Origin of the sequence: Amycolatopsis endophytica, assembly GCF_013410405.1 — a bacterium.
Taxonomy (GTDB): Bacteria; Actinomycetota; Actinomycetes; order Mycobacteriales; family Pseudonocardiaceae; genus Amycolatopsis_E; species Amycolatopsis_E endophytica.
On sequence record NZ_JACCFK010000002.1, the window covers coordinates 1,714,122 to 1,736,600 of the forward strand.

Annotated in this window: 19 protein-coding genes; 10 read left to right on the forward strand and 9 right to left on the reverse strand. The window is 70.2% G+C overall.

Annotated elements, in window-relative coordinates:
• Positions 1 to 39: 39 nt before the first annotated feature.
• Together HNR02_RS33455 and HNR02_RS33460 are read right to left on the reverse strand one after the other, a co-directional pair.
• Positions 40 to 417: a hypothetical protein gene (locus HNR02_RS33455; protein ID WP_179777594.1), complete on the reverse strand. Its 378-nt coding sequence runs from the start codon at positions 415 to 417 to the stop codon at positions 40 to 42.
• Positions 414 to 836 carry a YbaB/EbfC family nucleoid-associated protein gene (locus tag HNR02_RS33460; RefSeq protein WP_312861273.1) on the reverse strand — a complete coding sequence of 141 codons (423 nt, stop codon included), beginning with the start codon at positions 834 to 836 and terminating at the stop codon, positions 414 to 416. The genes HNR02_RS33455 and HNR02_RS33460 overlap by 4 nt, the downstream gene beginning before the upstream one ends.
• Positions 837 to 907: 71 nt before the next feature.
• On the opposite strand from HNR02_RS33460, the gene HNR02_RS33465 reads away from it, so the two are divergent.
• The gene (locus tag HNR02_RS33465) at positions 908 to 2,185 is read left to right on the forward strand and encodes a S8 family serine peptidase (protein ID WP_312861274.1); all 1,278 of its coding nucleotides are present in this window, start codon (positions 908 to 910) and stop codon (positions 2,183 to 2,185) included.
• Between the two features lie 100 nt (positions 2,186 to 2,285).
• On the opposite strand, the gene HNR02_RS33470 is transcribed toward HNR02_RS33465, so the two are convergent.
• From HNR02_RS33470 to eccD, 4 genes are all read right to left on the reverse strand, one after another.
• A complete protein-coding gene (locus tag HNR02_RS33470) occupies positions 2,286 to 2,570 on the reverse strand; it encodes a WXG100 family type VII secretion target (protein ID WP_246339339.1) in 285 nt (94 codons plus the stop codon).
• Positions 2,571 to 2,602: 32 nt separating this feature from the next.
• Positions 2,603 to 2,938, reverse strand: a complete 336-nt coding sequence (locus HNR02_RS33475; RefSeq protein WP_312861275.1) for a hypothetical protein — start codon at positions 2,936 to 2,938, stop codon at positions 2,603 to 2,605.
• A 170-nt stretch (positions 2,939 to 3,108) separates the two neighbouring features.
• Complete coding sequence (eccB, locus tag HNR02_RS33480; RefSeq protein ID WP_179777596.1) at positions 3,109 to 4,509, reverse strand: type VII secretion protein EccB; 1,401 nt, start codon at positions 4,507 to 4,509, stop codon at positions 3,109 to 3,111.
• A gap of 9 nt (positions 4,510 to 4,518) precedes the next feature.
• Positions 4,519 to 5,919: a type VII secretion integral membrane protein EccD gene (gene eccD / locus HNR02_RS33485; protein WP_179777597.1), complete on the reverse strand. Its 1,401-nt coding sequence runs from the start codon at positions 5,917 to 5,919 to the stop codon at positions 4,519 to 4,521.
• A 218-nt stretch (positions 5,920 to 6,137) separates the two neighbouring features.
• On the opposite strand from eccD, the gene eccCa reads away from it, so the two are divergent.
• From eccCa to HNR02_RS33505, 4 genes are all read left to right on the forward strand, one after another.
• Complete coding sequence (gene eccCa / locus HNR02_RS33490) at positions 6,138 to 10,094, forward strand: type VII secretion protein EccCa (RefSeq protein WP_179777598.1); 3,957 nt, start codon at positions 6,138 to 6,140, stop codon at positions 10,092 to 10,094.
• Between the two features lie 121 nt (positions 10,095 to 10,215).
• Positions 10,216 to 11,286 carry a hypothetical protein gene (locus HNR02_RS33495; protein ID WP_179777599.1) on the forward strand — a complete coding sequence of 357 codons (1,071 nt, stop codon included), beginning with the start codon at positions 10,216 to 10,218 and terminating at the stop codon, positions 11,284 to 11,286.
• A 4-nt stretch (positions 11,287 to 11,290) separates the two neighbouring features.
• Positions 11,291 to 13,414 carry a hypothetical protein gene (locus HNR02_RS33500; RefSeq protein WP_179777600.1) on the forward strand — a complete coding sequence of 708 codons (2,124 nt, stop codon included), beginning with the start codon at positions 11,291 to 11,293 and terminating at the stop codon, positions 13,412 to 13,414.
• Between the two features lie 92 nt (positions 13,415 to 13,506).
• Positions 13,507 to 14,124 (forward strand): hypothetical protein, encoded by a 618-nt coding sequence (locus HNR02_RS33505; RefSeq protein WP_179777601.1) that lies wholly within the window; start codon positions 13,507 to 13,509, stop codon positions 14,122 to 14,124.
• Positions 14,125 to 14,258: 134 nt separating this feature from the next.
• Here the strand turns inward: HNR02_RS33505 and HNR02_RS33510 are convergent, their stop codons facing one another.
• Both HNR02_RS33510 and HNR02_RS33515 read right to left on the reverse strand, forming a co-directional pair.
• On the reverse strand, positions 14,259 to 15,302 hold the full coding sequence (locus HNR02_RS33510; RefSeq protein WP_179777602.1) for a hypothetical protein: 1,044 nt from the start codon (positions 15,300 to 15,302) through the stop codon (positions 14,259 to 14,261).
• The gene (locus HNR02_RS33515; protein WP_179777603.1) at positions 15,299 to 16,480 is read right to left on the reverse strand and encodes a type VII secretion protein EccE; all 1,182 of its coding nucleotides are present in this window, start codon (positions 16,478 to 16,480) and stop codon (positions 15,299 to 15,301) included. Before HNR02_RS33515 ends, HNR02_RS33510 begins: the two co-directional genes overlap by 4 nt.
• 249 nt (positions 16,481 to 16,729) lie before the next feature.
• On the opposite strand from HNR02_RS33515, the gene HNR02_RS33520 reads away from it, so the two are divergent.
• The 5 genes from HNR02_RS33520 to HNR02_RS33540 all read left to right on the forward strand — a co-directional run bounded on the left by HNR02_RS33520 (position 16,730) and on the right by HNR02_RS33540 (position 21,721).
• Positions 16,730 to 17,650 carry a sigma-70 family RNA polymerase sigma factor gene (locus tag HNR02_RS33520; RefSeq protein ID WP_179777604.1) on the forward strand — a complete coding sequence of 307 codons (921 nt, stop codon included), beginning with the start codon at positions 16,730 to 16,732 and terminating at the stop codon, positions 17,648 to 17,650.
• Between the two features lie 398 nt (positions 17,651 to 18,048).
• Complete coding sequence (locus HNR02_RS33525; RefSeq protein ID WP_179777605.1) at positions 18,049 to 18,918, forward strand: 5-oxoprolinase subunit C family protein; 870 nt, start codon at positions 18,049 to 18,051, stop codon at positions 18,916 to 18,918.
• Between the two features lie 123 nt (positions 18,919 to 19,041).
• Positions 19,042 to 19,494: a C40 family peptidase gene (locus HNR02_RS33530; protein ID WP_312861276.1), complete on the forward strand. Its 453-nt coding sequence runs from the start codon at positions 19,042 to 19,044 to the stop codon at positions 19,492 to 19,494.
• Positions 19,495 to 20,177: 683 nt separating this feature from the next.
• Complete coding sequence (locus HNR02_RS33535; RefSeq protein WP_179777606.1) at positions 20,178 to 20,753, forward strand: PadR family transcriptional regulator; 576 nt, start codon at positions 20,178 to 20,180, stop codon at positions 20,751 to 20,753.
• Positions 20,754 to 20,755: 2 nt separating this feature from the next.
• The gene (locus tag HNR02_RS33540) at positions 20,756 to 21,721 is read left to right on the forward strand and encodes a hypothetical protein (RefSeq protein WP_179777607.1); all 966 of its coding nucleotides are present in this window, start codon (positions 20,756 to 20,758) and stop codon (positions 21,719 to 21,721) included.
• Positions 21,722 to 21,827: 106 nt separating this feature from the next.
• Here the strand turns inward: HNR02_RS33540 and HNR02_RS33545 are convergent, their stop codons facing one another.
• Entirely contained in the window at positions 21,828 to 22,433 is a 606-nt protein-coding gene (locus HNR02_RS33545; RefSeq protein WP_179777608.1) for a TetR/AcrR family transcriptional regulator, read from the reverse strand.
• Positions 22,434 to 22,479: the final 46 nt, after the last annotated feature.

The following is a 22,479-nucleotide window of genomic DNA, read 5'->3' on the forward strand; positions in this document are numbered from 1 at the left end:
TTTCGGGTGACGGCGCGGTGGATCGGGAAGCCGGGTGGATCAGGCGGGCGGATCGATCTTGTTGAGCGCCGCCACGTTGTCGAGCTCAGTGTCTATCTGGCCATCGATCGCCGAGCGGAGGCCGCCGCCCAGCTCGCCCAGCTCGCCACCGATCTGCTTCATCGACGCGAAGAACTGCCCGGCGTTGGTCGGGTCGAAGCCCTCCTCCCCGGACGAACTCGGTTCACCCCGGTAGGACGGTTTGAACTGGTTGCCCAGGTCATCGTTGCCGAAGACGGACATGTCCTTCCCGACGATCAGGTCGTGTGCGTCGTTGGCCGTGTCGGCCAGTGCCGCCATGTCGGTCCCGTTCAGCCCGATCCGGTCACCGAGCGAGCGGATCTCCGCGGGGCTGGTGTTGATCTCGAGGTAACTCACCGGTCTTCCTTCCCCTCTTCGTAGATGTCGGCGTCGAGTCGGTTCATCAGCTTGCCGATCGTGTCGCTTTCATTGGAGCGCATCTCGTGCTGCAGCGACGTCAGATCGGCCGGAAACTGACCGGACATGACCTCCTCCCGCTGCTTGTTGATGTCGATGACGGCTTCCCGCGACGCGGCCATGATCGCCGCCTGCAACGCGGCCGCGTCGGGCTTGCGGAACACCCGCGGATCGATGTCGATGTCGGCCAGCTGACCGCGCGGTCCGACGACCACCTTGACCAGCTTGTCCGGTGACCAGCCGACCCCGGTCAGCTGCATCATCCGCTTGCTGGCCTTCGGCAGCTCCTCGGTGGCCTTCTTGATCTGTTCGAGCATGCCGATCAGCGCGGGATTCACGCGTCCTGAAGGAGAACTCACGACTACCTCCGTCCATCCGGCACACTGGCGACATTGCCATGATCACCGGTCACTCCGCTAGCATCGCCGCCGTGAACGCGAACCGCCTCCGAACGGCACTGGTCACCGCGGCCACCGGGCTCGCCGTCCTCACGGTGACCCCGCCGGCCGCACAGGCCCAGCAGAACTGTGTCGTTTCCGGGAGCCTCGTGGTTCCCGTTCCCTGGTCGCAAGAGCTTCTGGCACCCGATCGGGTGTGGCCGCTGAGCACCGGGGCGGGGCAGCGCGTCGCCGTGGTCAGCACCGGCGCCGCCGACAATCCGCAGCTCGCGGGCCGCCTGGCCGAGCGGACAACCTTCGCGCCCCCGGACACCGGCCAGCCCAGCGGCAGCCCGGACTGCCTCGGTACCGGCACCGGCGTGAGCGGCATCATCGCCGCGCAGCCGACGACCGTGGTCGGATTCCACGGCGTGGCCCCCGGAGCGCAGATCCTGTCGGCGAAAGTCGTCGGCGACGCCTACCCCTCGGGCCGTGAACCCCGCGAGAGCGTCGCACCCCAGACGCTGACCGCCGGGATCAACTGGGCCATCGACCGCAACGCCACGGTCATCACCGTCCCGACGATCACCTACGAGGACAGTCCGGCCCTGCGCGGCGCCGTGCAGCGAGCCCTGTCCCGCAACATCGTCGTGGTCGCCGCCGTCGGTGAACGGCAGCCGAACGAGCCGGGCGGACTGGTTCCCTACCCGGCCGCCTACGACGGCGTCATCGGCGTCGGCTCGCTGGCAGAGAACGGTCTGGTGGCCGACGATTCGCGTGCCCGGGCCGTCGATCTGGTCGCCCCCGGTGCCAACGTTGTCACGACGTACCCGAACAGCGGCCTGGGTGCCGTTGCCGGCACCGAGTACGCCACCGCCTACGTCGCGGGCACCGTGGCCCTGATCCGCTCCTACCGTCCGCAACTGTCCACTCAGGATGTCGAGAAACGGTTGTACGCCACCGCGGCGCCCGCGCCCGAGGGCACCGGCAGTGCCTCCTACGGCTACGGCGTCGTCAACCCGTACCAGGCCGTGTCGGACGACGTCGTGGCGGGAAACCCGGTGGCGTTGCCGCCGCTGGCCCCAGTCGTCACCGATCCGGAGGTCGCGGCTCGTCAGGCTGCCGAAAACCGCAGTGACGGCTGGGCCTTCGGACTGGCGGCCGGCGGGTTCGCCCTGGTGCTGCTGGTCACCGCGATCGTCGTGTTCGGACCGCGGGGCCGTCGCCGTCGCTGGCGTGGCGGCCTGGCGCCCGTCCCCCGGGACCGGCCCGAGGACGAGCGCCCCGAGCCGCCGGTGGAACTGTTCAGCGACCGCCCGAAGCGGTCCTGACCTCGCCTCGCACAACGGGTTCCTCCCCTAAGTTTCCGAGCGTGAGACAAGCCGGTCCCGGAGCGCGGACACGCTCCGGGACCGGCGGTGGTGACGAGCCTCAGACGAAGAAACCCCTCGCCTGCTGGTCCTTGGCGAACGCGTCTTCCGCGGTCCGCATCACGGTCTGGCCGACCTGGGCGTGCGTGTCCGAGTAGCCCAGGAGCTTCTGGTTCCACTCCGCGTGGGCCGACTCGAACATCGACGCGGCCTGGCCCTCCCAGTCGGTACCCAGGATCCCCTTGGCCTGAGCCATGAAGTCGTTGAACAGGTCCGCCAAGTCGGTCGACTTCGTGACGTTCGTCGACCCGGTCTGGCCCACCATGTCGTCATAGCGAATAACCATGCCGTTTACCCCTCTCGGTATCGGTCGACGTGTCAGGCCATGCGGGTGGCGAAGTTGCCGCCCATGCCCGGCGTGACGGCGTTGATCTTGCTCTGGCTGTCGCTTTCGTGGTCGGACATCAGGTTCTGGGTGCCGACGATGCCGGTCGTCAGCTTGTCCAGGATTGGCGCGAGCTGGCTGTTCCAGAACTGCAGCATCTCGTCCGACTTGCCCAGGGCGGCCATGGAGGCGATGCCCTTCCAGTTGCCGCCGACCACGTTCGCGTAGTCGGACTGCATGCTCCGGCAGAGCTCCTCGCCGCGGTCCTTGGCGTCACGCAGCAGTGTGTTCAACCGGGTCACTTGGTCTTCATCGAGATTCAGGGCCACGCCTGTCACCCCCCGTTTCGGAGACGTTCTACCAACACAGTGCGGACATCTACCAGCAGAGTAAGCGCGGCGGCTGACATCCCCCCGTCGCGCCGTACCACACTCGCATGGAGTAAAACCGCTGGTCAAGGCTTTTGGTCAGATCTTCACGGTCAGCGGGTGCGGGTGGACTACGGGACCGCTGACCGCATCGCCGCGGACGGGTCGAGCGTGGGCCCCTCCGGGACACGCTGCACCAGCGCGGCCGGCATGTCCACCGCCGACGAGGGGGAATACCCCAGCCGGCCCAGCACGTCCTCGGACGGGACGGGGTAGCGCAGGCCGGTGTCGGTGAGCAGCGTGTACGCCCCGGTGGTCGCTGTCGCCGAGGGCAGCACCCGCACCACGGCGACGCTGCCCGGCGGGACCAGGACGCGGTCGGCGAGCTTCGTGCCGGTGCCGGTCTCCACGGTCGTCGTGATGGCCGCGGCCATGGCGTCCGGGTCACCGCCCATCGAGATCACCGGGTCGGTGCGGGCGTCGTGCGTCTGTGAGCACAGGGCGGCGCGGCCCTCGTCCGGCACGGTGGCCAGCTCCGGTGGCAGCGACGGCGGGGCGGCCTCGCCCTCGGCTGGTGCCAGCGCCGAGCTGGTCGGCGCGGCGTTCGCGGCCGCGGCCGGGATCTCCTTGGGCTGCACGGAGTACTGCCCGGACAGGATGCGCACCTGCAGCTCGGTCAGCGGCGCCAGGCCCTCCTGCCGGACCAGGTAGTACTGCACGCCGCGGGACAGCGGGTAGTAGACCACGTCGCCGACGTCGAACCCACTGAGCACAGAGGACGGTGCACCCTGGCCGGGCACGTCGATCCGGCCCAGGTCCTGGCCCACCGGCAGGCCGTTCAGCCAGGCGGTGCCCGCCTCGACCGGACTGGCCTGCGCGCCGAACACCGAGCGGACCACCGAGGTGTCGGTGATCCGGTAGCGGTGGTTGTTCCACACCAGGTAGACGGTGCCGTCGCTGGAGTCGCGGGCGAGGATCGCGCGCTGGCCGAGCGGGGTGCCGCCCGGCATCGACCGGCCGACCATGAGCGTCGTCGTGGTCAGCGGACCGCCCGCGAGGTTGCGGCCCAGCACCGAGCACATCGTCCACGGGGTCGCGGTCGCCCGGTCGGCGGGCGGCAGCGAGGCGGGCGCGCCGGCGATGCCCACGGCGGACTTACGCGGCAGACCCGCCAGGTCCTCACCGGCCACGCGGTGCGGGCCCGCCTTGTCCGCGCTGGTCAGCAGGCGCGCTGAGGCGTAGTTCAGGGTCGGCTGCAGCTCGCCGCCCTGGTATACGAAGGTCGCGCCGGTCTCGCGCTCGATCACCACCGCGCCGTCGGTTTTCCAGGACGTGCCACCGACTCCGGTGAACACCCCGTAAACACCGAACCCCGCAGCCACCAGCACCGCGATCATCACCCCGGCGAACACCGCGCCCACCCCCCGGCGCAGCGGGGTCAGCTCCGGATCGGTCTCGTGCACGATGAGCGCGGAGGTGACCCGCTGCATCATGAACTGGTAGGCCTGCAGCTGGTCGCGACGAGTGGGCACGCCTATCCCTCAGCCGATCGAGGCCATCAGGCCCTGGACGTATGCGAAGAATCCGGTGATGAACCCCGCGAACGGGATCAGGGCCACGATAGCCATCACGTCCACGATGTCCGCGATCCGCCCGAACCACGGCGTGGGGTTCTTCCGGCTGTAGACGAGTCCGGCGGCCGAGACCAGCAGCGCGACCACCACCAGCGCCAGCAGGAACAGCCCGATCCCGCCGTTGCCGGACGCCGTGCCGAAGCACCACTGCGCCAGCAGCACGAAAATCCAGAGCCCGGCGATCAGCAGCGGGATCCGCTGGCGCGGCACGGGGAACAGCCGAGCGCGCAACAGCAGCGCGATCGTCGCGAGGAGCAGCATGATCAGTCGCGATCCGCCGCCGTGCGCGGCGAGGAAGACAGCCGAGAAAGCGCTGGTCAGCGACGCCCCCATGAGGAGCCCGGTCAGCAACTCGTCGGCACGGGCGGCCGCGTCGAACACCGCGGGCGTTGCCGGGTGGGGTTCGTCGTTGAGCAGGTCGGCCGACCGCTGCGGCAGCGCCGGGAACGGGACCCGTCCCAGCCGCAGGGACAGCCACGGATAGCCGGGCAGCAGGCCGATCCCGAGGGTGAGCACGAGCGCACCCGCCGCGTCCGGGTCCATCCAGCCCGCGAACAACGCGCCCAGCGCGCCGAAGAACCCGGTGGCGATGGCGGCCACGAACACCCTGCTCATCGCGCCCACACCGAGGTAGCCGACGATCCCGAACACCAGCAGCGAGATCGTGCCGAGCAGCAGCTGCGGCGAGCCGAAGCCGAACAGCGCCTGGTGGTCGGCCGCGGTCGGCAGGTACCCGCCGAGGAACGCGTACGGCAGCGCGGATCCGGCGAAAACCGCCCCCGCGTATGCGTCCGGTACGGCGCGCGCGACCACGATGCCCAGCGCGGTCAGCACCACCGCGACGGACAGCATGATCAGGCCCGCGTCCAGCCACGGTGGTTCGAACAACAGCGACACCAGGCTGCCGCCGCACAACAGCACGGCCGCGATCACCAGACCCGCGCGCCGGGTGGCCGCACGGCCCCAGCTGCGGCCGTAGCGCCGCGCGCCGCTGGCGATGGCCTCGACCAGGTCGTCGTACTCGATCTCGGGCCAGTCCACCGGACCGGGGACGAGGTGCAGGATCTCGCCGTCGCGCACCTGCTGCGCGGCGAGCGTCTGCTGGCCGTCGAGCCGTTCGCCGGTGGGCCGCCGCAGCGACCAGCCGCCGTGCTGCTCGCCGGTGTCCGGCGCGTCCTCGCCCGCGTGCCGCAGGATGTAGGGAAGCAGCTCCGCGACCGGCACGTTCTCCGGGAGCGCGACGTCGATCCCGCGTTTGGGCGTCGTGATGCTCACCTTCGCGAGGGTCGTGCCCATCGCCGACGTCATGCTTTCCCTACCTCCAAATTGGACCCCGAGACCGGCTGGGAGAGTATCCATTACTGTGCCATGAGTTACCAGCCCGAGGCGCAGCCACGGCGGGTTTCCGCGAGCCGTCGGCTGCGGATCTCGTATCCGCCTGCTTTCGGTCGGGCCGGTAAGCCGTGACACTAGGCTGGCGGAAAGCTCTATGCTGGCGCACCCGCGCGCTCGGGAGGTTTTCGGTCTTGGGAACGATCATAGTCAAGCGGCCACTCCGGCGGCCCGCGCCCGATCTGCCCTCGGGCGACGTGGTGCTCGATCCGCCGCCGGAGAACCCGCCACCGGCGGGTAAGAACTGGACGCGGGTGCTGATGATCCTGCCCATGCTCGCCGGCACCGGTGGGATGGCGCTGCTGATCGGCGCGGGCCGCTCCGGTCCGCTGATGTACGTCGCGGGTGGCCTGTACGGCGTCGCGGTGCTCGGCATGATCCTGTTCCAGATCATCAGTCAGGGCGGGCAGGGCGCGAGCAAACAGGAGATGATCGCCAACCGGCGCCGGTACATGCGGCGGCTGTCGCAGCTGCGCGCGCAGGTGCGGGACACGATCGACCAGCAGCGCAAGGCGATGTTCTACCGCCACCCGGACCCGTCGCGGCTGTGGTCGACCGCGCAGAGCGCACGGGTGTGGGAGCGCAGGCCCGGCGACTGGGACTTCACCGTCATCCGCATCGGGCTGGGCTCGCAGGAGCTGGCCACGCCGCTGGTCCCGCCGGAGACCAAGCCGATCGACGAGCTGGAACCGCTGTGCGCGATGGCGCTGCGCAGGTTCGTCACGACCTATTCGACGGTGCCGGACCTGCCGGTCGCGGTCGCGCTGCGCGGGTTCTCGCGCATCTACCTGACCGGCGACGACGACCGCAAACGCGCGATGGCGCGTGCGCTGACCGCGCAGCTGGGCACCTTCCACGCCCCCGGTGACGTGCTGACCGCGTTCTGCGTGCGCGAGCGCGAGCTGTGGGACTGGGCCAAATGGCTGCCGCACGCGCTGCACCCCACCAAGACCGACGCGGTCGGCCAGATCCGGCTCGTCGCGCCGAGCGTCACCGCGCTGGAGGCCATGCTCGACGACGTCCTCGCCAACCGGCCGCGGTTCAACCCGGGCACCGCGCCGATCGAGGGATCGACGCACGTGGTGGTGTTCGTCGACGGCGGCGACACCGGTGGATCCGAGCACCTGATGATCGAGGGCGGCGTCGAGGGGGTCACCGTCGTCGACCTCTCCGGGGAGCCGCCGCGGCTGCTCGACTCGGCCACGCTCGTGCTCGACATCGCTCCCGACGGCACCCTGACGAGCCGCACGATGGACGGCGCGGGCAACATCGGCACCGCCGACGGTCTGGACGTCACGGAGATGCGTGGCCTGGTGCGCTCGCTCGCGCCGCTGCGGCTGTCCGCGCTCACCGCGAGCGAGCAGCCGCTGTCCGGGTCGCTGGAACTCACCGATTTGCTCGGGCTGGGCGATCCGTACGAGTTCGACCTCGCGAAGAGCTGGGAGGCGCGGTCCAACCGGGACCGGTTGCGCGTCCCGGTCGGCATCACCGCCGACGGCCGCCCGATGGAACTGGACATCAAGGAGTCCGCGCAGGACGGCATGGGCCCGCACGGGCTGCTCGTGGGCGCCACGGGTTCGGGAAAGTCCGAGCTGCTGCGCACGCTGGTGCTGGCGCTGGCCGTCACGCACGATTCGGAGATCCTCAACTTCGTGCTGGTGGACTTCAAGGGTGGCGCGACGTTCACCAAGCTCGACCGGCTCCCGCACACCAGCGCGGTGATCACCAACTTGGCCGACGAGCTGCACCTGGTGGACCGCATGCTGGACGCGATCGGCGGCGAGCTGGTGCGCAGGCAGGAACTGCTGCGCAAGGCGGGCAACTACGGTTCGCAGCGCGACTACGAGAAGGCCCGCATCGCCGGTGCCCCGCTCGATCCGCTGCCCGCGCTGCTGATCGTGGTCGACGAGTTCTCCGAACTGCTGACCGCGCGGCCGGACTTCATCGACATGTTCGTCCAGATCGGACGCGTCGGACGTTCGCTGGGCGTTCACCTGCTGCTCGCTTCCCAGCGGCTGGAGGAAGGCCGCCTGCGCGGGCTGGACTCCCACCTGTCCTACCGGATCGCGCTGCGGACGTTCTCCGCGATGGAAAGCCGCGTCGTGCTCGGCACGCCGGACGCGTTCCAGCTGCCCCGCTCCCCCGGCAACGGCTTCCTCAAGACCGGGGTGGACGAGCTGACCCGCTTCAAGGCGGCCTACGTCTCGGGCGTGCACCGCCGCGGGACGGTGCAGCGCACGGACGACGAGGGCCGCCAGATCGACCCGGTGCAGGACTACTCGACGGCCTACCTGCGCCCGCGGCTGGCCGAGAAGCCGGTGGAGCAACCAAAACCGGACGAATCCGACGATCTCGGCGAGACGCTGATGGACGTGCTGGTCGAGCGGCTGGAGGGTCAGGGCGTTCCGGCGCACCAGGTGTGGCTGCCGCCGCTGGAGGAGCCGCCCACGATGGACCAGCTGCTCGCGCCGCTGGTCACCGACCCCGAACGCGGTCTGACCACCGGGCTCCGCGAGCACCGCGGCGCGCTGCGGGCCGCGGCCGGGATCATCGACCGGCCCGCCGACCAGCGCCGGGACGTGTGCTGGCTGGACCTGTCGGGCGCGGGCGGCAACGTGGCGATCGTGGGTGGCCCGCACAGCGGCAAGAGCACCGCGGTTCGCGCGGTGATCGCGAGCCTCGCCCTCACCCACACCCCGGCCGAGGTGCAGTTCTTCTGCCTCGACTTCGGCGGCGGCGGGCTCATGGCGATGCGGGACCTCGCCCATGTCGGTGGTGTCGCGACCCGCCGCGAGGTCGACCGGGTGCGGCGCAGCGTGGCGGAGGCACGGACCCTCATCGCCGAGCGCGAGCAGCGATTCGCCGAACACGGCGTCGACAGCATGTCCACCTACCGCAAGCTGCTGCGCGAAGGCCGTTTTCCGGAGGACCCGTTCGGCGACCTGTTCCTGGTCGTCGACGGCTGGAGCACGCTGCGCGCCGAGTTCGAGGACCTGGAGGCCGACGTGGCCGAGGTGGTCAACCGCGGCCTGGCCTTCGGCGTGCACGTCGTCGCCGCCGCCAACCGCTGGATGGACATGCGGATGAACCTGCGTGACATGTTCGGCAGCAAGCTCGAACTGCGCCTGGGCGATCCGGTGGACTCGGTGATCGGCCGCCGCCAGGCCGCCGGTGTCCCCGAGCAGACCCCAGGCCGCGGCCTCGCGCCCGACGGCATGCACTTCCTGTCCGCCGTGCCGAGGGTCGACGGCCGGGACACCGCCGACGAGCTGGCCGAGGGCATCGGGCACCTCGTGACGTCGGTGAACGAGGCCTGGCCGGGCGAGCCGGCCCCGCGGGTCCGGCTGCTGCCGCCGATGCTGCCGTACACGGCGCTGCCCGCTCCGGACGAGCACGGCATCCCGATCGGCATCTCCGAGGCCGACCTGCAGCCGGTCGGCCTCGACTTCGCCGCGGAGCCGCACCTGGTGCTGTTCGGGGACGTCGAGTCCGGCAAGAGCACGTTCCTGCGCGCACTGGCCACCAGCCTCATGGCCCGCTACACGCCCGACCAGGCGCAGATCGCCCTCATCGACTTCCGGCGCAGCCTGCTCGGCCTCATCCCGGACGAGTACTTGATCGGTTACGCGACATCCAGCGGAACCGTTCAGGAAATGGTGCGTCTCACCGTTGACGCCATGGTCAAGCGACTGCCGGGAGGTGACATCACACCGGAGCAGCTCCGCGCGCGCAGCTGGTGGAGCGGTCCGGAACTGTTCATCCTGGTCGACGACTACGACCTGGTCGCGCCGAACCCGCACGACAACCCGCTCGCTCCCCTGCTGGAGTACATGACGCAGGGCCGGGACATCGGCCTGCATCTGGTGGTGACGCGCCGCAGTGGTGGCGCCGCGCGGGCGATGTTCGACCCGGTCATCGCCCGGATCAGGGACCTGGCCTCGCCGGGGATCATGATGTCGGGCAACCGCGAGGAAGGTCCGCTGCTGGGCAACATCCGGCCGCAGAAGCTGCCGGCGGGCCGTGGCTGGCTGATCACCCGTAGCGCGGGGGCGCGGTTGGTGCAGCTCGCGGAGCTGCCGCCGCAAGCTTGAGGAAAGTGAATCACCGGGGTTGACTCGAGGTGGTTGGCTGGGATCAGCGGGGGTCCGCTGACCCCTACCCCCGGTGGACCCCCGCTGTCCACCGAGCTTCACGACGTTTGGGAGGGACATCGTGGCACCGATACCGGACGAGGGCAGCGGTACCCCGACGCCCGACTGGGCCGCCAACGGCGCCGAACTCGAGCTGGACCCGAAAAACTTTCGCAATTATGGCAAGAACCTCGACCGGGTCGGCGAGGATCTGAGCGGCGACGCCATGTCAGCGCAGTCGGCTCTGCAGGGGCCCGGAGGCAGGGACATGCTGATGAGCACGATGTTCGAGCCCGGCACCGATATGCAAGCCTTCGCCGACCGCAACGCCCAAGAGATGGGTCTGTTCATCCCCGACCTGTACAAGAACGTCACCGCGCTCTCGTCGGTCGCCCTGATCATGGGCGAGGTCTTCGAGAACATGGACGGCAACAACGCGGCGATGCTCGACGCCATCGAATGGGCCTTCCAGATGGACGGCGCGAAGAAGCCGGGCGACATGCCGTCCTGGCTCACCGACGAGCGCACCGTCGCCAAGGACCTGACCCAGCCACCCGGTACCGGCGTGACGCAGCCCGCGGGCGACACGATGATCAACCAGATCCACTACGGCGACACGACGATCACGACGTACCGCACCGACGACGGCGACATCCGCACGGTGCAGACCACCGGCGGGAAGACCATCGAGTACCTGGACAACAAGGACGGCCAGCGTCAGTACATGATCACCCACACCACGGGCGCAGATCAGGACACGACCGTCACCACGACCTTCGTCAACGGCGTCGCGGCGGGCGAGTCCCGCCGCACGACGAAGCACGACGTCGACACGAAGAACCCGAACGTGGTCCACGAGGTGACCACTACCCGGAACTACGACAAGAACGGCGATCCGATCAAGGGCGACGGCAGCAACCCGAGCCAGCACGTGGTCACGTACAACTTCGAAGACGGCTCACACGCGCGCGAGTACTACACCGAGTCGAACCAGCCGGACGTCGACGACGTCGACCACGACGGCAACAAGACCGAGAGGGTGCCGACCAAGACCGACCAGCGGACCATCAGTCCCCAGCACGACGTCCCGACCGGCGTCCCCTCCGAGGCCGTGGACGACCTGAACGCGGCACGACAGGTGGCGGGGGGTTAGCGACATGGGCGACGACTACTTCGGCTACGACGTCAGCAGGATCGGCGCCGGCGTCGGCGCGGGCTACTACGACACCGGCGGGGACTCGCCCCCCATGGTCTGCAAGAACTACGACTTCTCCGCCGAGGGCATCATCACGCTCCACCAGGCGATCGTGGAGGGTGAACAGCCCGGCACCACGGCCGACCGCGCCACTCAGTGGGGCAACGTCCAGTTGATGCTCCAGACCGTCGCGGACAACCTGCGCGAACAGACCGAAGCGCTGGCCGAACACTGGAAGTCGCCGGGGGCGAAGCAGGTCTTCCTCGACAAGGTGGGCATGACCCTGGGGTACCTGCGCCAGTGGCAGGACGCGGCCCTGCACAACAGCACCGCGCTGTACGGCCTGTCCAACACCATGTACGAGGCGCAGGCCAGGATGCAGGCCCTGTACGAGGAGTACAAGGCCGCGAAGAAGGACGCGATGGACAACGCGACCCATGACATGGGCGCGTTCTACGAGGCGAAGGTCGGCACCAAACCGGGCAACGCCCAAGACAAGCTCGAAGCGGGGAACAAGGTCACCGAGGACTACGACAAGGAGGCCAGGAAGCTCGCCAACGAGATCGCCGGCGAGTACGCGCCCTACATCTACAAGCTGCAGACCGCGCGCGCGCCGAAGCTCGAGGTCCTCAACGCGATCCTGCACCCGGAGGTCGGCGGTAGCCCTCGCCCGCCGGAGTTCAACGCACCGGGCGCACCCGGTGCACCGCCCGGTGGTTCGCCGGGCGCGCCCGGCAACGCACCTGGTGCTCCCGGCGCGCCCGGAGACGCACCGAACGCCCCGGGTGATTCGCCGGCGTTCAGCACGAAGAGCGCGCCCACCGACGCGCCCACCGCACCGCCGGGAAACGCGCCCACCGCGCCCGGGAACGCGCCCACGGCCCCGGCCCCGCCGGCCACTCCTCCCCCGGCAGCGCCGACGACTCCTCCCCCGACGGCGCCGCCGCCTGGCAACCCGCCGGGCATCAACCCGGCGCTACTCGGGCTGGCTGGCGGTGCGGCTCCGATGATGAACGCGTTCAACGGCGGCAAGGCGCCGACCGCGCCGACGTTCGGGGGCAACGGGACAGGCCCCAATCTGTTCTCCGGTAAGGCTCCGAACAACGCGCCGTCGACGCTCGGCCTGAACAACACCCCGACACCGCCCCCGGGCGCGTTCAACGGCAAGCCGCCGTCGTTCAACCAGGGCAACAGCCTGTACCCGCCGGGCACGATCACACCGCCGCCGGGGGGGCAGCTTCCGCAGCAGCCGCAGGGCAAGGAGCTCTCCGGCAACCGGCCGGGCGCGCCGACGTTCAACAACTCCCTGCCCTTCGACGAGCACCTGAACCTGCAGGCCAGTTCCGAGTTCCGGCAGAGCGTGAACTCGGCGCCTCCGGTGCCGCCCGGCGCCGAGTCGATGGGCGTGAACGGCCAGTCGGCGCCGCCGATGCCACCCGGTGGCCAGTCGCCGATGGGCCAGAACGGCCGTCAGATGGGCACGAAGCCGGGCGCGCCGCTCATGGGCGACTTCTCCGGGCAGGCCCCGGCGTTCCAGCCGCCGCCGTCCACCGCGCCGGTGCTGAACAACGACAAGCAGCGCGCCAACCGTGGCGGCAGCGCGAAGGAAGCGCCCGCGGGCACGCGGGAAGGGATGCCACCGGGCATGGGCGCACCGCCGGTGTTGTCGAACCCGCACCGCAAGGCGCCGGCGAAGACGTTCAGCGAGTGGAAGGCCGAACGCAAGCGCCGGAAGACGCAGTCCGGGGCAGGCACGCAATCGGAGTTCGCGGCGAACCTGCCGGTGAGCACCACGCAGGTGTTCGACGGCCGCTACTCCGCCCAGGAGTACGTGGCCGGGCCTGCGAACGAGATCCCGAACTTCCTGCACGCACCGACGCCGGTGGTGTCCGCGCCGGACCGGCACGCCAAGCCCGTCGTGCACGCCGACCGGGCCCAGCGCGTCGCACGCAAGGACGAGAAGGCGCCGGTCACTGACCAGACCGCGTTCGAGGTCGAGACGCCGGGTGGTCCCGTCGTCGCGGCCGGTGAGCAGGAGAAGCGGTATCGGCCGGCGGAACCGTCCGCACTGGACGGACGGAACTGATCGCCTTTCCGGTGCGTCGGATCCACAAAAGACGCGAAGAAAGTCCGCGCACGAAGTGGACAGACGCACCGGAAAGCGAGTTGTACCTCCCCATGAAGAAGACCCGTCTCGTCGTGCTCCCGTTCCTGGCCTCGGCGGCCCTGGCCCTGTCGGCCTGCGGCGGGAGCGACGAACCGAGCACGCCGACGACCACCGACGCGGGACCCACCTCGATCTCGAAGGAGCTGCCGCCGCCCAGCTCGTCGGCGGAGGCGGCACCGGCCGGCGCGACCGAGAAGACGGCTCCCGGCACGGAGCTGAAGGTCGGTGACCGGGCGGTCATCGCGTGGGACCACGGCACCGTCGCGGTCACCGTCACCGCTGTCGAGGCAGGCGACAAGGCCGCGATGGAGCAGCAGTACGGCGAGCGCGCCAAGGGCCTCACGCCGTACTTCGTCCGCTACACACTGGAGAACGTCGACGGCGCCGACCACGGGTTCGCGTCCTCGCCCAACTTCGGCATCGCGATGGCCGACGGCGGCCCGACCGGCGTGGTGATCACCGGTGAGCTGGGCACCTGCACCGACGACGGCGCCCCGGAGGACTTCACCACGGTCGGCGCCAAGTACGAGGCGTGCGACCTGTCGGCCGCACAGGACGGCGCCGCGGTCGCCGGTGCCGAGTACGACTCCGACGACTACAGCGACGAGCCCTTGGTCTGGACCAAGTAGGCGGACGAAGCGCGGCCGCACTCCGCTGGGGGGTGCGGCCGCGCTTCTTTGTTCGTGACACAACCGGGGACGGTCGCCCCCAACGCAACCACCTCACCCGCCAACGCGCCCAGCGGCCACCTCGCCAGTGAAGCTCAGTACCGCCCCGGCCGCCCCAGCCGTTCCCGCTCACCCGGCGCGGGATCCACCCACACGTAGTGGTTGGTCTCCCCGGCCAGTACCGCCAGCATGTCGTCACGCAGCATCTGCAGCTGTTGCGAGGTCCGCTGCGTCAACCGCAGCGCGGGCGCGAGCAGTGATGCCTCGTTGGGCGTGAGCCGTTGCATCAGCACCAGGTCGGAGCCGGGCATCGCACCCACCCGCTCGGGCGTGAGCCGCCGGTGCAGCAGGACCCTCGTCTGCCACGCCTCGGGCTCGCTCTGCGACTGCGGTGCGTCGTGCAGGCACAGCACCGGCGCGTCGGCGCTGGCGCTGACCGCGGGTGGCGATCCCGGCGCCACGACCGCGACGCGATCCGTGCGGCCGGTAGCCGACTGTCCGAGCTGGACCCAATCGGAGGCGTGCTGCGAGAACACCAGCAATCGCGCACCGGCACGCAGTGCGCGGTAAGCCATCAACCGCGCTGCCCAGGCGCCGCCGATCAGGCTCACCGACACCGGTTCCGGCCGGAACAACGTCAGCGCCACCGGGAACCCGTTCTGGTCCCGTCCCAGGGGAAGACCGACCGAGGATGCCGACACCTGCAGCAACTCCAGCGCCTCTTCGGACGCGTGGTGCGCGCCGATCCGCAGCCGCGGGATCGACCGGTGCCGTCGCGTGCGCCAGTCCCGGTGCTCACGAGGCGCTCCCGCGGCGGGGCCGGCGGGCCCGGGCCCTGGCGGACCGGGGGGCATGGGCGTCGGCACTCCGACGGCGAGCGCGGGTCGTGCGACTTCCACAGTGGTCGCCGCGGCCGCCGCCTCGGCCTGCTGCTGGGGCGCGGCGGGTGCGGCGACGTTGACGACGGCGGGCGCCTGCGGGGTTGCGGGCGCGCCGAGCACGGCCTGCCCGGGCGGAACCGGCGCGTGCTGGTGCTGCTGCGGCGGCGGGCCCGGTTGCGCCTGCGCCGGCGGCATCGGGCGCTGCATCGCCGGCGCGGGCGGCTGCGGCCGCTGCGGCGGGTACTGTCCCGCGTTCATCGTGCACCTCCCCCGCTCGGTGCCGAAGCATACACGGCGGGCGCGTGCTGACCGTCCAAACGGGACACGCGGGCACCGTTGCGCCCGGCCAGGGTCTTCACCAGATCACACACCTGCCCGAAACGCTGCGGCGTCGCGGCCACCCGCACCAGGCAGCGCAGCGTGGTGCCGTCGTAGGAGGGCTCGAGCAGCAGCGCGACGCTGACCAGCTCAGCGGGCACCTCGGACAGCGCGGCGAGCAGGCCGGTGCCACGGTCCGGGTCCGGCCACGACTGGACCCAGAAACAACCGTGCCGCAACCGCCGGGAGTGCCAGGCATCCCAGGTCTCGTGCACCCGTGCGGTGCCGACGCCGGGCAGCAGGTCGCAGGACCGGGCGAGCGCGTCCACCAGCTCGTCGGCGGTCAGCATCCGCGCCTGCAGCCCGCGCCGCCGCAGCACCCGTTCGGCGCGACGGGTGATCTCGGCCAGCACCGTGGGCACGTCGAGACGCCCGGCTGGCGAATCGATCATCGATTCGGCGACCGCTCGCGCGTCGAGCCGCACCGCGATCCATAAGGCGCGGTCGCGGGCCCCGGCCTCACGCGCGGGCACGGAATGCGTCACGACCTGCATGACGACACCGGCCTGTTCGGCCTCCGCGGCGGTGCGGGCCAGCGCGGCCAGCGGTACCGGTGGTGTCGCCATCCCGGCGCCACCACTCACCTCCAGCACGGCGAACCAGCCGGCCTCATCGCTGCCCATGCCGAGCTTGGTGTCGGCGGGACCGTCGATGTCCTCGACGATCAGGTCCGGCGCCAGCTCGCACAGCGCGGCCAGCCGTGGGTCCTCCCGCTTCTCCCCGGAAGCCCCGCGGCGCGAGCGGAAACCCGCCCACAGCATCAGGCTCTCCGTCCACCAGCGGCCCTTGGAGCGCCCGAACATCAGCACGATCACCGCGAGACCGATCACGCCGGCGACGATCAGCGCCCACATCCGCTGGACGCCGACCGCGGCGACCACCACGAGCACGATTTCGAACGCCAGCAGGCGGGCGAGGCTCACCACCCCGAGCCGCCCGCGGCCGCGCACGGGACGGAACCAAGCCTGCCCTCTGGACTGGGCGCGCAGCTCGGCGGAGCCGTCGCCGCGCGCATCGAACTGCGCGGCGGCCTGCGGCTGCTGGCCAGTCGTGATCACCTGCGGAGCCCCTTCCACCAGCCAACGATATCGCCGGACCCGGCCATGATCACCGTACGAAAATCCGCGGCGCCCACGGCGGCCCCGTAGCCGACCCGCACCGTACCGCACTCCGCCGCGACGGGGTTCGTGATGACCTGGCGTTTTCTCTTCCGACGCGCGGCATCGTGCTGTCGGTTCCGTGCCAGGCCGTTCGGCCACTCTGATACGGGTAGCAGATTCTTCTGGCTTTGTCGGAGGCAACGGCAGGTGACCCGACCGCTTCACGAGCCGGCCGATCCGGTCCGGGCGTACCTCAACGGCATCAGCCGCTCCGAACTCCTGACCCTGGAGGAGGAGGTCACGCTCGCGAAACGGATCGAGGCCGGCCTTTACGCCCAGCACGTGCTGGCGACCACGCGGGTGCTCGAGCCGGCGCGGCGCGCCGACCTGCTCACCATCGCCGAGGAGGGCCGGTCCGCCAAGAACCGGTTACTGGAGGCCAACCTGCGGCTGGTCGTCAGCGTCGCCAAGCGCTACACCGGGCGGGGCATGTCGCTGCTGGACCTGATCCAGGAGGGCAACCTCGGGCTGATCCGCGCGGTGGAGAAGTACGACTACACGCCGGGTTTCAAATTCTCCACCTACGCCACCTGGTGGATCCGTCAGGCGATCAGCAGGGCGCTGGCCGACCAGTCCCGCACCATCCGGATTCCGGTGCACCTGGCCGAGCAGGTCAACCGGGTCCTGGCCGCGCGACGCGAGCTGTCCACCAGGCTGGGCCGCGAGCCGGGCCACGACGACATCGCCGCGGAGCTGAGCCTGACGCCGTTTCAGGTGATCGAGTTGCTGTCGTACAACGAGGAACCGATCAGTCTCGACCAGACGGTGGGCACGGACGGCAGCAGCGTGCTCGCCGATCTGCTGTGCCATCCGGCCCGTCCGGGTGTGCCGTCGTCCTACCACGTGCTGCGCCGTGAGATCGACGATCTGCTGGCCACGCTGAAACCGCGTGAGCAGCAGGTGATCCGGCTGCGCTGCGGCCTGGACGACGGCCGCCAGCGCACGCTGGAGGAGGTCGGCCGCGAACTCGGGGTGACGCGCGAGCGGATCCGTCAGATCGAGCGACGCACGCTGGGCAAGCTGCGTGAGGAGTCCCGCACCTCGCGGCTGCAGGCCTACGTCTCCTGACCGCAGCACCGCAGTGGTGACGCCGTACCACTACGCCTGACCTGCGCTTTCACACTTCCGGCCCAGTCAGCCGGGTGCACCGGATCCGCCAGCGGGGCCGCGCACACTCGGCAGGGCAATGACCGTCGAGGGGGAAGATGGGCAGGCTGACATGGCTGAGACGAGCACCCTCTGCAGGACCTGCGGGGACTCGGGCGGCTGGATCCTGGAAACCGATGTCGATCCCATGACGGGTCTGGTGTCCTCGCGGGAGGCGCCGTGCCCCCGGTGCAGGCCGGATCCGCGAAGCCGGGACGACCTCTTCTTCTGACACTTCGAGTCGATCTGTCACAGACGACTCTTGCAGGATCGTTCAACAATTCAGTACGGTCTGGGCAGTCCGACGAATCGGAGTTGCCATGGCCGCCACGCTTGAGGTCGTCGACAGCGGCCCGCTGTCGACAGTCCAGGATCTGGGACGGCCCGGGTACGCCGCGATCGGCGTCACCGAGTCCGGCGCCGCCGACCGCGCGTCGCTGCGGTTGGCGAACCGCTTGGCAGGCAACGACGAAGGTGCCGCCGCGATCGAGGTGACCTTCGGCGGTTTCGCCGCCCGCGCGACCACGGACGTCGTCGTCGCGGTCACGGGTGCGCCGTGCCCGATCACCGTGGAGCGCAGGGGTGCGCCGATGAATGCCGCGCTGCGGGTTCCGGCGGGCGAGGAGTTCCGGCTGGGCTGGCCTGCGACGGGGCTGCGCAGTTATGTGGCGGTGCGGGGCGGGATCGCGGTCGAGCCGGTCCTCGGTTCGCGGGCGACCGATCTGTTGTCCGGTCTGGGTCCGGAGCCGATGCGGCGCGGGACGGTGCTGCCGCTGGGTGGCGCGTCCCGATGTCCGGCGGACCCGGGTTTCACGCCGGTGGCCGCCCCCCCGTCGGACGAGCTGGCGTTGCGGATTCTGCCGGGCCCGCGCGACGACTGGTTCACCGAGTCGGCCCTGAAAACCTTGCTGGCGCAACCGTATGCGGTGACCTCGGAGAGCAACCGGATCGGGATCCGCCTGGACGGCCCGGTTCTGCCGCGTGCCCGGCACGGTGACCTGGTCGGCGAAGGAATGGTCACCGGCGCGCTCCAGGTGCCGCCGTCGGGCAAGCCGACCCTGTTCCTGGCCGATCACCCGGTGACCGGCGGTTATCCGGTGATCGCCGTCGTGGTCACGGACGACGTCGACAAAGCAGCCCAGGCGCGCCCCGGGCTGCGGGTGCGTTTCGACCTCGCCACTGTGTCCTGATTCACGATCGGGTGTATATCGTTTCGTGATCGGGGGCGTGGGAATTCGGTGCGGGTTCCGGCTCCGGCCGGTTCCCCCGAAATGAACAACCGATTTGCCTTCTCCCCCGAAGGAGGTTCACCCATGCCTGGTCGAATACGCAGGCTGGTGGTTTTCCCGGTCGCCTGCGCGGTGGCCATGACGGCCCTGCTGGGCCTGACCGCCCCCGCCGGTGCGACGCAGCTCAGCACCGGCGACCGGATCGTCAGCGCGGCGGCCGCGGAGGCCGGCACGCCCTACCGTTCCGGCGGCACGAGCCCGAAGGGTTTCGACTGCTCAGGACTGACGCAGTACGCGCACAAGCAGGTCGGCATCGATCTGCCGCGCACCTCCCGCGAGCAACGGGCGGCCGTGCGAAGCGTACCCAAGTCGGACATGCACCCGGGCGACCTGGTGTTCTTCGCCGACGGCGGCACTGTCTACCACGTCGGCATCTTCGCAGGCGACAACCAGATCTGGGCAGCACCCGAATCCGGCGACGTCGTGCGATTGCAGAAGATCTGGACCAGTTCCTACAGCGTCGGTCGCGCGTGGTGACTGCGCTGAACCGGTTCCCTCTGGGACACGCGATCGGAATGCCGCCGGGCACGACGCCCGGCGGCATTCCGGGTGCTGGTGATTTCAGGATCCTACGGCTTCCTCGCAATGCCGCACACAGGGCGTGAAATCGCTTTCACCGGAGTCCTTCGCGCTGAGCCTCGGCGGATTCTTCCAGGCCGCTGGAGACGATTCCCCGGTCTCGCACGCTCACCATCCCGGCCGCCACGGAGCAACGGCCCACCACACCGGTTCACGCCCAGCCGTTGGCGACGCCACGTCATCGGCCCACGTCGACAAGGAGCGCCGCAGGTCTCGGCACGCCCCGCCCCGCCCCGGCACTGCCCGGCCGCCTCAGCGCGGCCCGGTCAGACCAGTCGCCTCAGCACGGCCCGGTCGCGCCAGCCAGGCCAGTCGCCTCAGCACGGCCCGGCCGTTCCAGCCAGGCCAGTCACCTCAGCACGGCCCGGCCGTTCCAGCACGGCCCACCCAAGCGAAGAGTCCAGTCCCTGTCACGCCTCGCTCAGTCCACCACGGCAGGCCCCGCCGGCCCTCGCCCAGTACGAGCGGCCGGGAGGACTCCGGCCTGCTCCCGTCGCCAGCGGTCGCCGAAGACCGCACCGACCTGCTTAGTGTTTCGAATCACACTCGCGATAGTCGATTTCGACTGATAGTTTTCGGCTATGCCACGTCGCGCGTTGGACAATCCACTCGTCCTGGCCGTGCTGGGCCTGCTCCTGGAGGCCCCGAGCCACCCCTACCAAATGCTCGCCGAACTTCGTGCTCGCAGTGAGAGTCGCGCGAAGGCCATCAACCGGGGCACCCTGTACGACGTCGTCGAGGCGTTGGTCGCCGCGGAATGGCTTGTACCGCAAGGCGTCGAGCGCAGCGGCAATCGTCCCGAGCGCACTGTCTACACGCTCACGGAGGTCGGCCGCCGGGAACTGATCCGGCGGTTGGACGCACAGATCCGCGAGCCTCGGCGCGAGTTCACCGAGTTCCTCGGCGCGGTGACCTACCTCGGCGCGCTCGGTCCGGACGGGGCGGTCGACGCACTCACCGCACGCGCACGACGCCTGTCCGAGCGCATCGAGGCCGACGAGGCCCGCTTGTCCGCGGCGCTCGACACCGTCCCCCGCCTGCACGTGATCGAGGCCGAGTACGCCCTTCACATCGCACGCGCGGAACTCGCCTGGATCGAGGGCCTCATCGGAGAAATCCACGCCGGTTCCCTGACCTGGCCGTCGCGAAAGGACTGACCATGCTCTTCGGTATCTACCCAGGCAGTGTCACCGGCGATGACAGCGGCGGTCTGGCCGGTGGTCCCGCCGACGACCCGGAACTGATGGCGGACGCGGTCGGCGTGTTGCAGGGACGCCCGGACCGCCCGTTCCTCGTTCGCGCCTACCTCGGCTTCCACGACGAGACACCACCCGTCGGTCCACACCCGACACTCACGCCAGTCGACGCAGCTCGGTACACCGGCCAGGGCCGCTCACTCGACCTCGTCGCGCAGTACCAGTCAGCCTCCGGAAACATCGCCGGATACCAGACGTTCCTGCGGCAGCTGGTCGAGCAGTACGGCCCGCACACCGGCACGCTGCAGGTGACCGAGGAACCGAACGTCCCGGGCAACCCCACGCTGGACGGCTACTACCCGAAGGTGGTCGAGGCACTGGTAACGGGCGTCGGCGCAGCCAAGGACCACGCCCGCCGGCTCGGTCACGACCACCTGCGCGTCGGCTTCAACACCACTCCCCTCTTCGGCCCGGGCGCGTCGTTCATCGCCGGCCTCACCGAAGCCGGCGGACCGGAGTTCGTGCGCGCCCTGGACTACGTCGGCCTGGACTTCTTCCCGGACGTCTTCCGCCCCGTCCCCGCCGCGGAGCTGGGCGACGCGGTCACCGGCCTGCTACGGCACCACCGCGACAACATTCTGACCCCCGCCGGCCTCGGCCACCTCCCCGTGCACATCACCGAACACGGCTGGCCCACCGGGCCCGGCCGGTCCCCCCAGCGGCAGTCCGAAGTGGTCGAGACCGTGGTCCGCACAATCGCCACGCACGCCGCGGAACTCGGGATCAGCGGCTACACCCACTTCGCCCTCCGCGACGCCGACAGCGAAAACCCCGGCCTGTTCCACAGGTTCGGGCTCATGACCGACGGCTACACCCCGAAACCCTCCTTCCACACCTACCGCGACCTGATCGACGAACTCGGCCACTGAGGAGCGACGCGCCCTCGCCGTCGAGACACCTCGGCGACGGCGTCCCAGTCGCGACCCAGCGGTCACAAGCCACGTACTTCACCAAACCCGACCAACAGCGCCTCCCTCATCCACTGAGCACCTGCGCCCGCGCCGCCGCCACCGCGTCACGGGCCGCGTCCTCCACCACTGCCGGATCGGGCGGCTCCCGCAGTAGCACCAGCCGGTGGTAGATCGGCGCCGTCGCCGTCACCACGACCCGGTTCGCGTTCGTGCCGGTCGGTACCTCGCCCCGGACCACCGCGCGGTCGACCACCACTTCGCACCGCCGGTACCGGTCGCGCCAGAACGAGCGCAGCGCGTTCGCCGCCTGGTCCCAGTGGAACGACGCGCTGATCAGCGTGCGGGTGAGCGACGACTCCACCTCCAGCGCGTCGAACACCTCGCGGTTGATCGACACCAGGTCACCGAACAGGGAACCCGTGTCCGCGGGCGCCCACTCGTCGTCGGACGCGGTCTCGAAGACGTCCGCGATCAGACCGCCCACGTCACCCCACCGCCGGTAGACCGTGGCCCGGTGCACGCCCGCCCGGTCGGCCACCGCATCCACCGTCAGGTCCTCATACGTGACCTCGACCAGCAACGACATGGCGGCGTCGATCACCATCTCGCGCTTGCGGGCGGTGCGGCCACCCGGTCGGCGACGGGGAGTTGCGGACTCCGGCTCGGTCATGCCATGATCTTAGCGCGACAGTCGTCGCATTAACAACCCCGACCGA

Coding starts and splice junctions, on each gene's coding strand:
- HNR02_RS33525 (WP_179777605.1), top strand. CDS start 18,049: ATGGCCGCCACGCTTGAGGTCGTCGACAGCGGCCCGCTGTCGACAGTC.
- HNR02_RS33500 (WP_179777600.1), top strand. CDS start 11,291: ATGGGCGACGACTACTTCGGCTACGACGTCAGCAGGATCGGCGCCGGC.
- HNR02_RS33530 (WP_312861276.1), top strand. CDS start 19,042: ATGCCTGGTCGAATACGCAGGCTGGTGGTTTTCCCGGTCGCCTGCGCG.
- HNR02_RS33510 (WP_179777602.1), bottom strand. CDS start 15,302: ATGAACGCGGGACAGTACCCGCCGCAGCGGCCGCAGCCGCCCGCGCCG.
- HNR02_RS33535 (WP_179777606.1), top strand. CDS start 20,178: ATGCCACGTCGCGCGTTGGACAATCCACTCGTCCTGGCCGTGCTGGGC.
- HNR02_RS33505 (WP_179777601.1), top strand. CDS start 13,507: ATGAAGAAGACCCGTCTCGTCGTGCTCCCGTTCCTGGCCTCGGCGGCC.
- eccD (WP_179777597.1), bottom strand. CDS start 5,919: ATGACGTCGGCGATGGGCACGACCCTCGCGAAGGTGAGCATCACGACG.
- HNR02_RS33470 (WP_246339339.1), bottom strand. CDS start 2,570: ATGGTTATTCGCTATGACGACATGGTGGGCCAGACCGGGTCGACGAAC.
- HNR02_RS33540 (WP_179777607.1), top strand. CDS start 20,756: ATGCTCTTCGGTATCTACCCAGGCAGTGTCACCGGCGATGACAGCGGC.
- HNR02_RS33545 (WP_179777608.1), bottom strand. CDS start 22,433: ATGACCGAGCCGGAGTCCGCAACTCCCCGTCGCCGACCGGGTGGCCGC.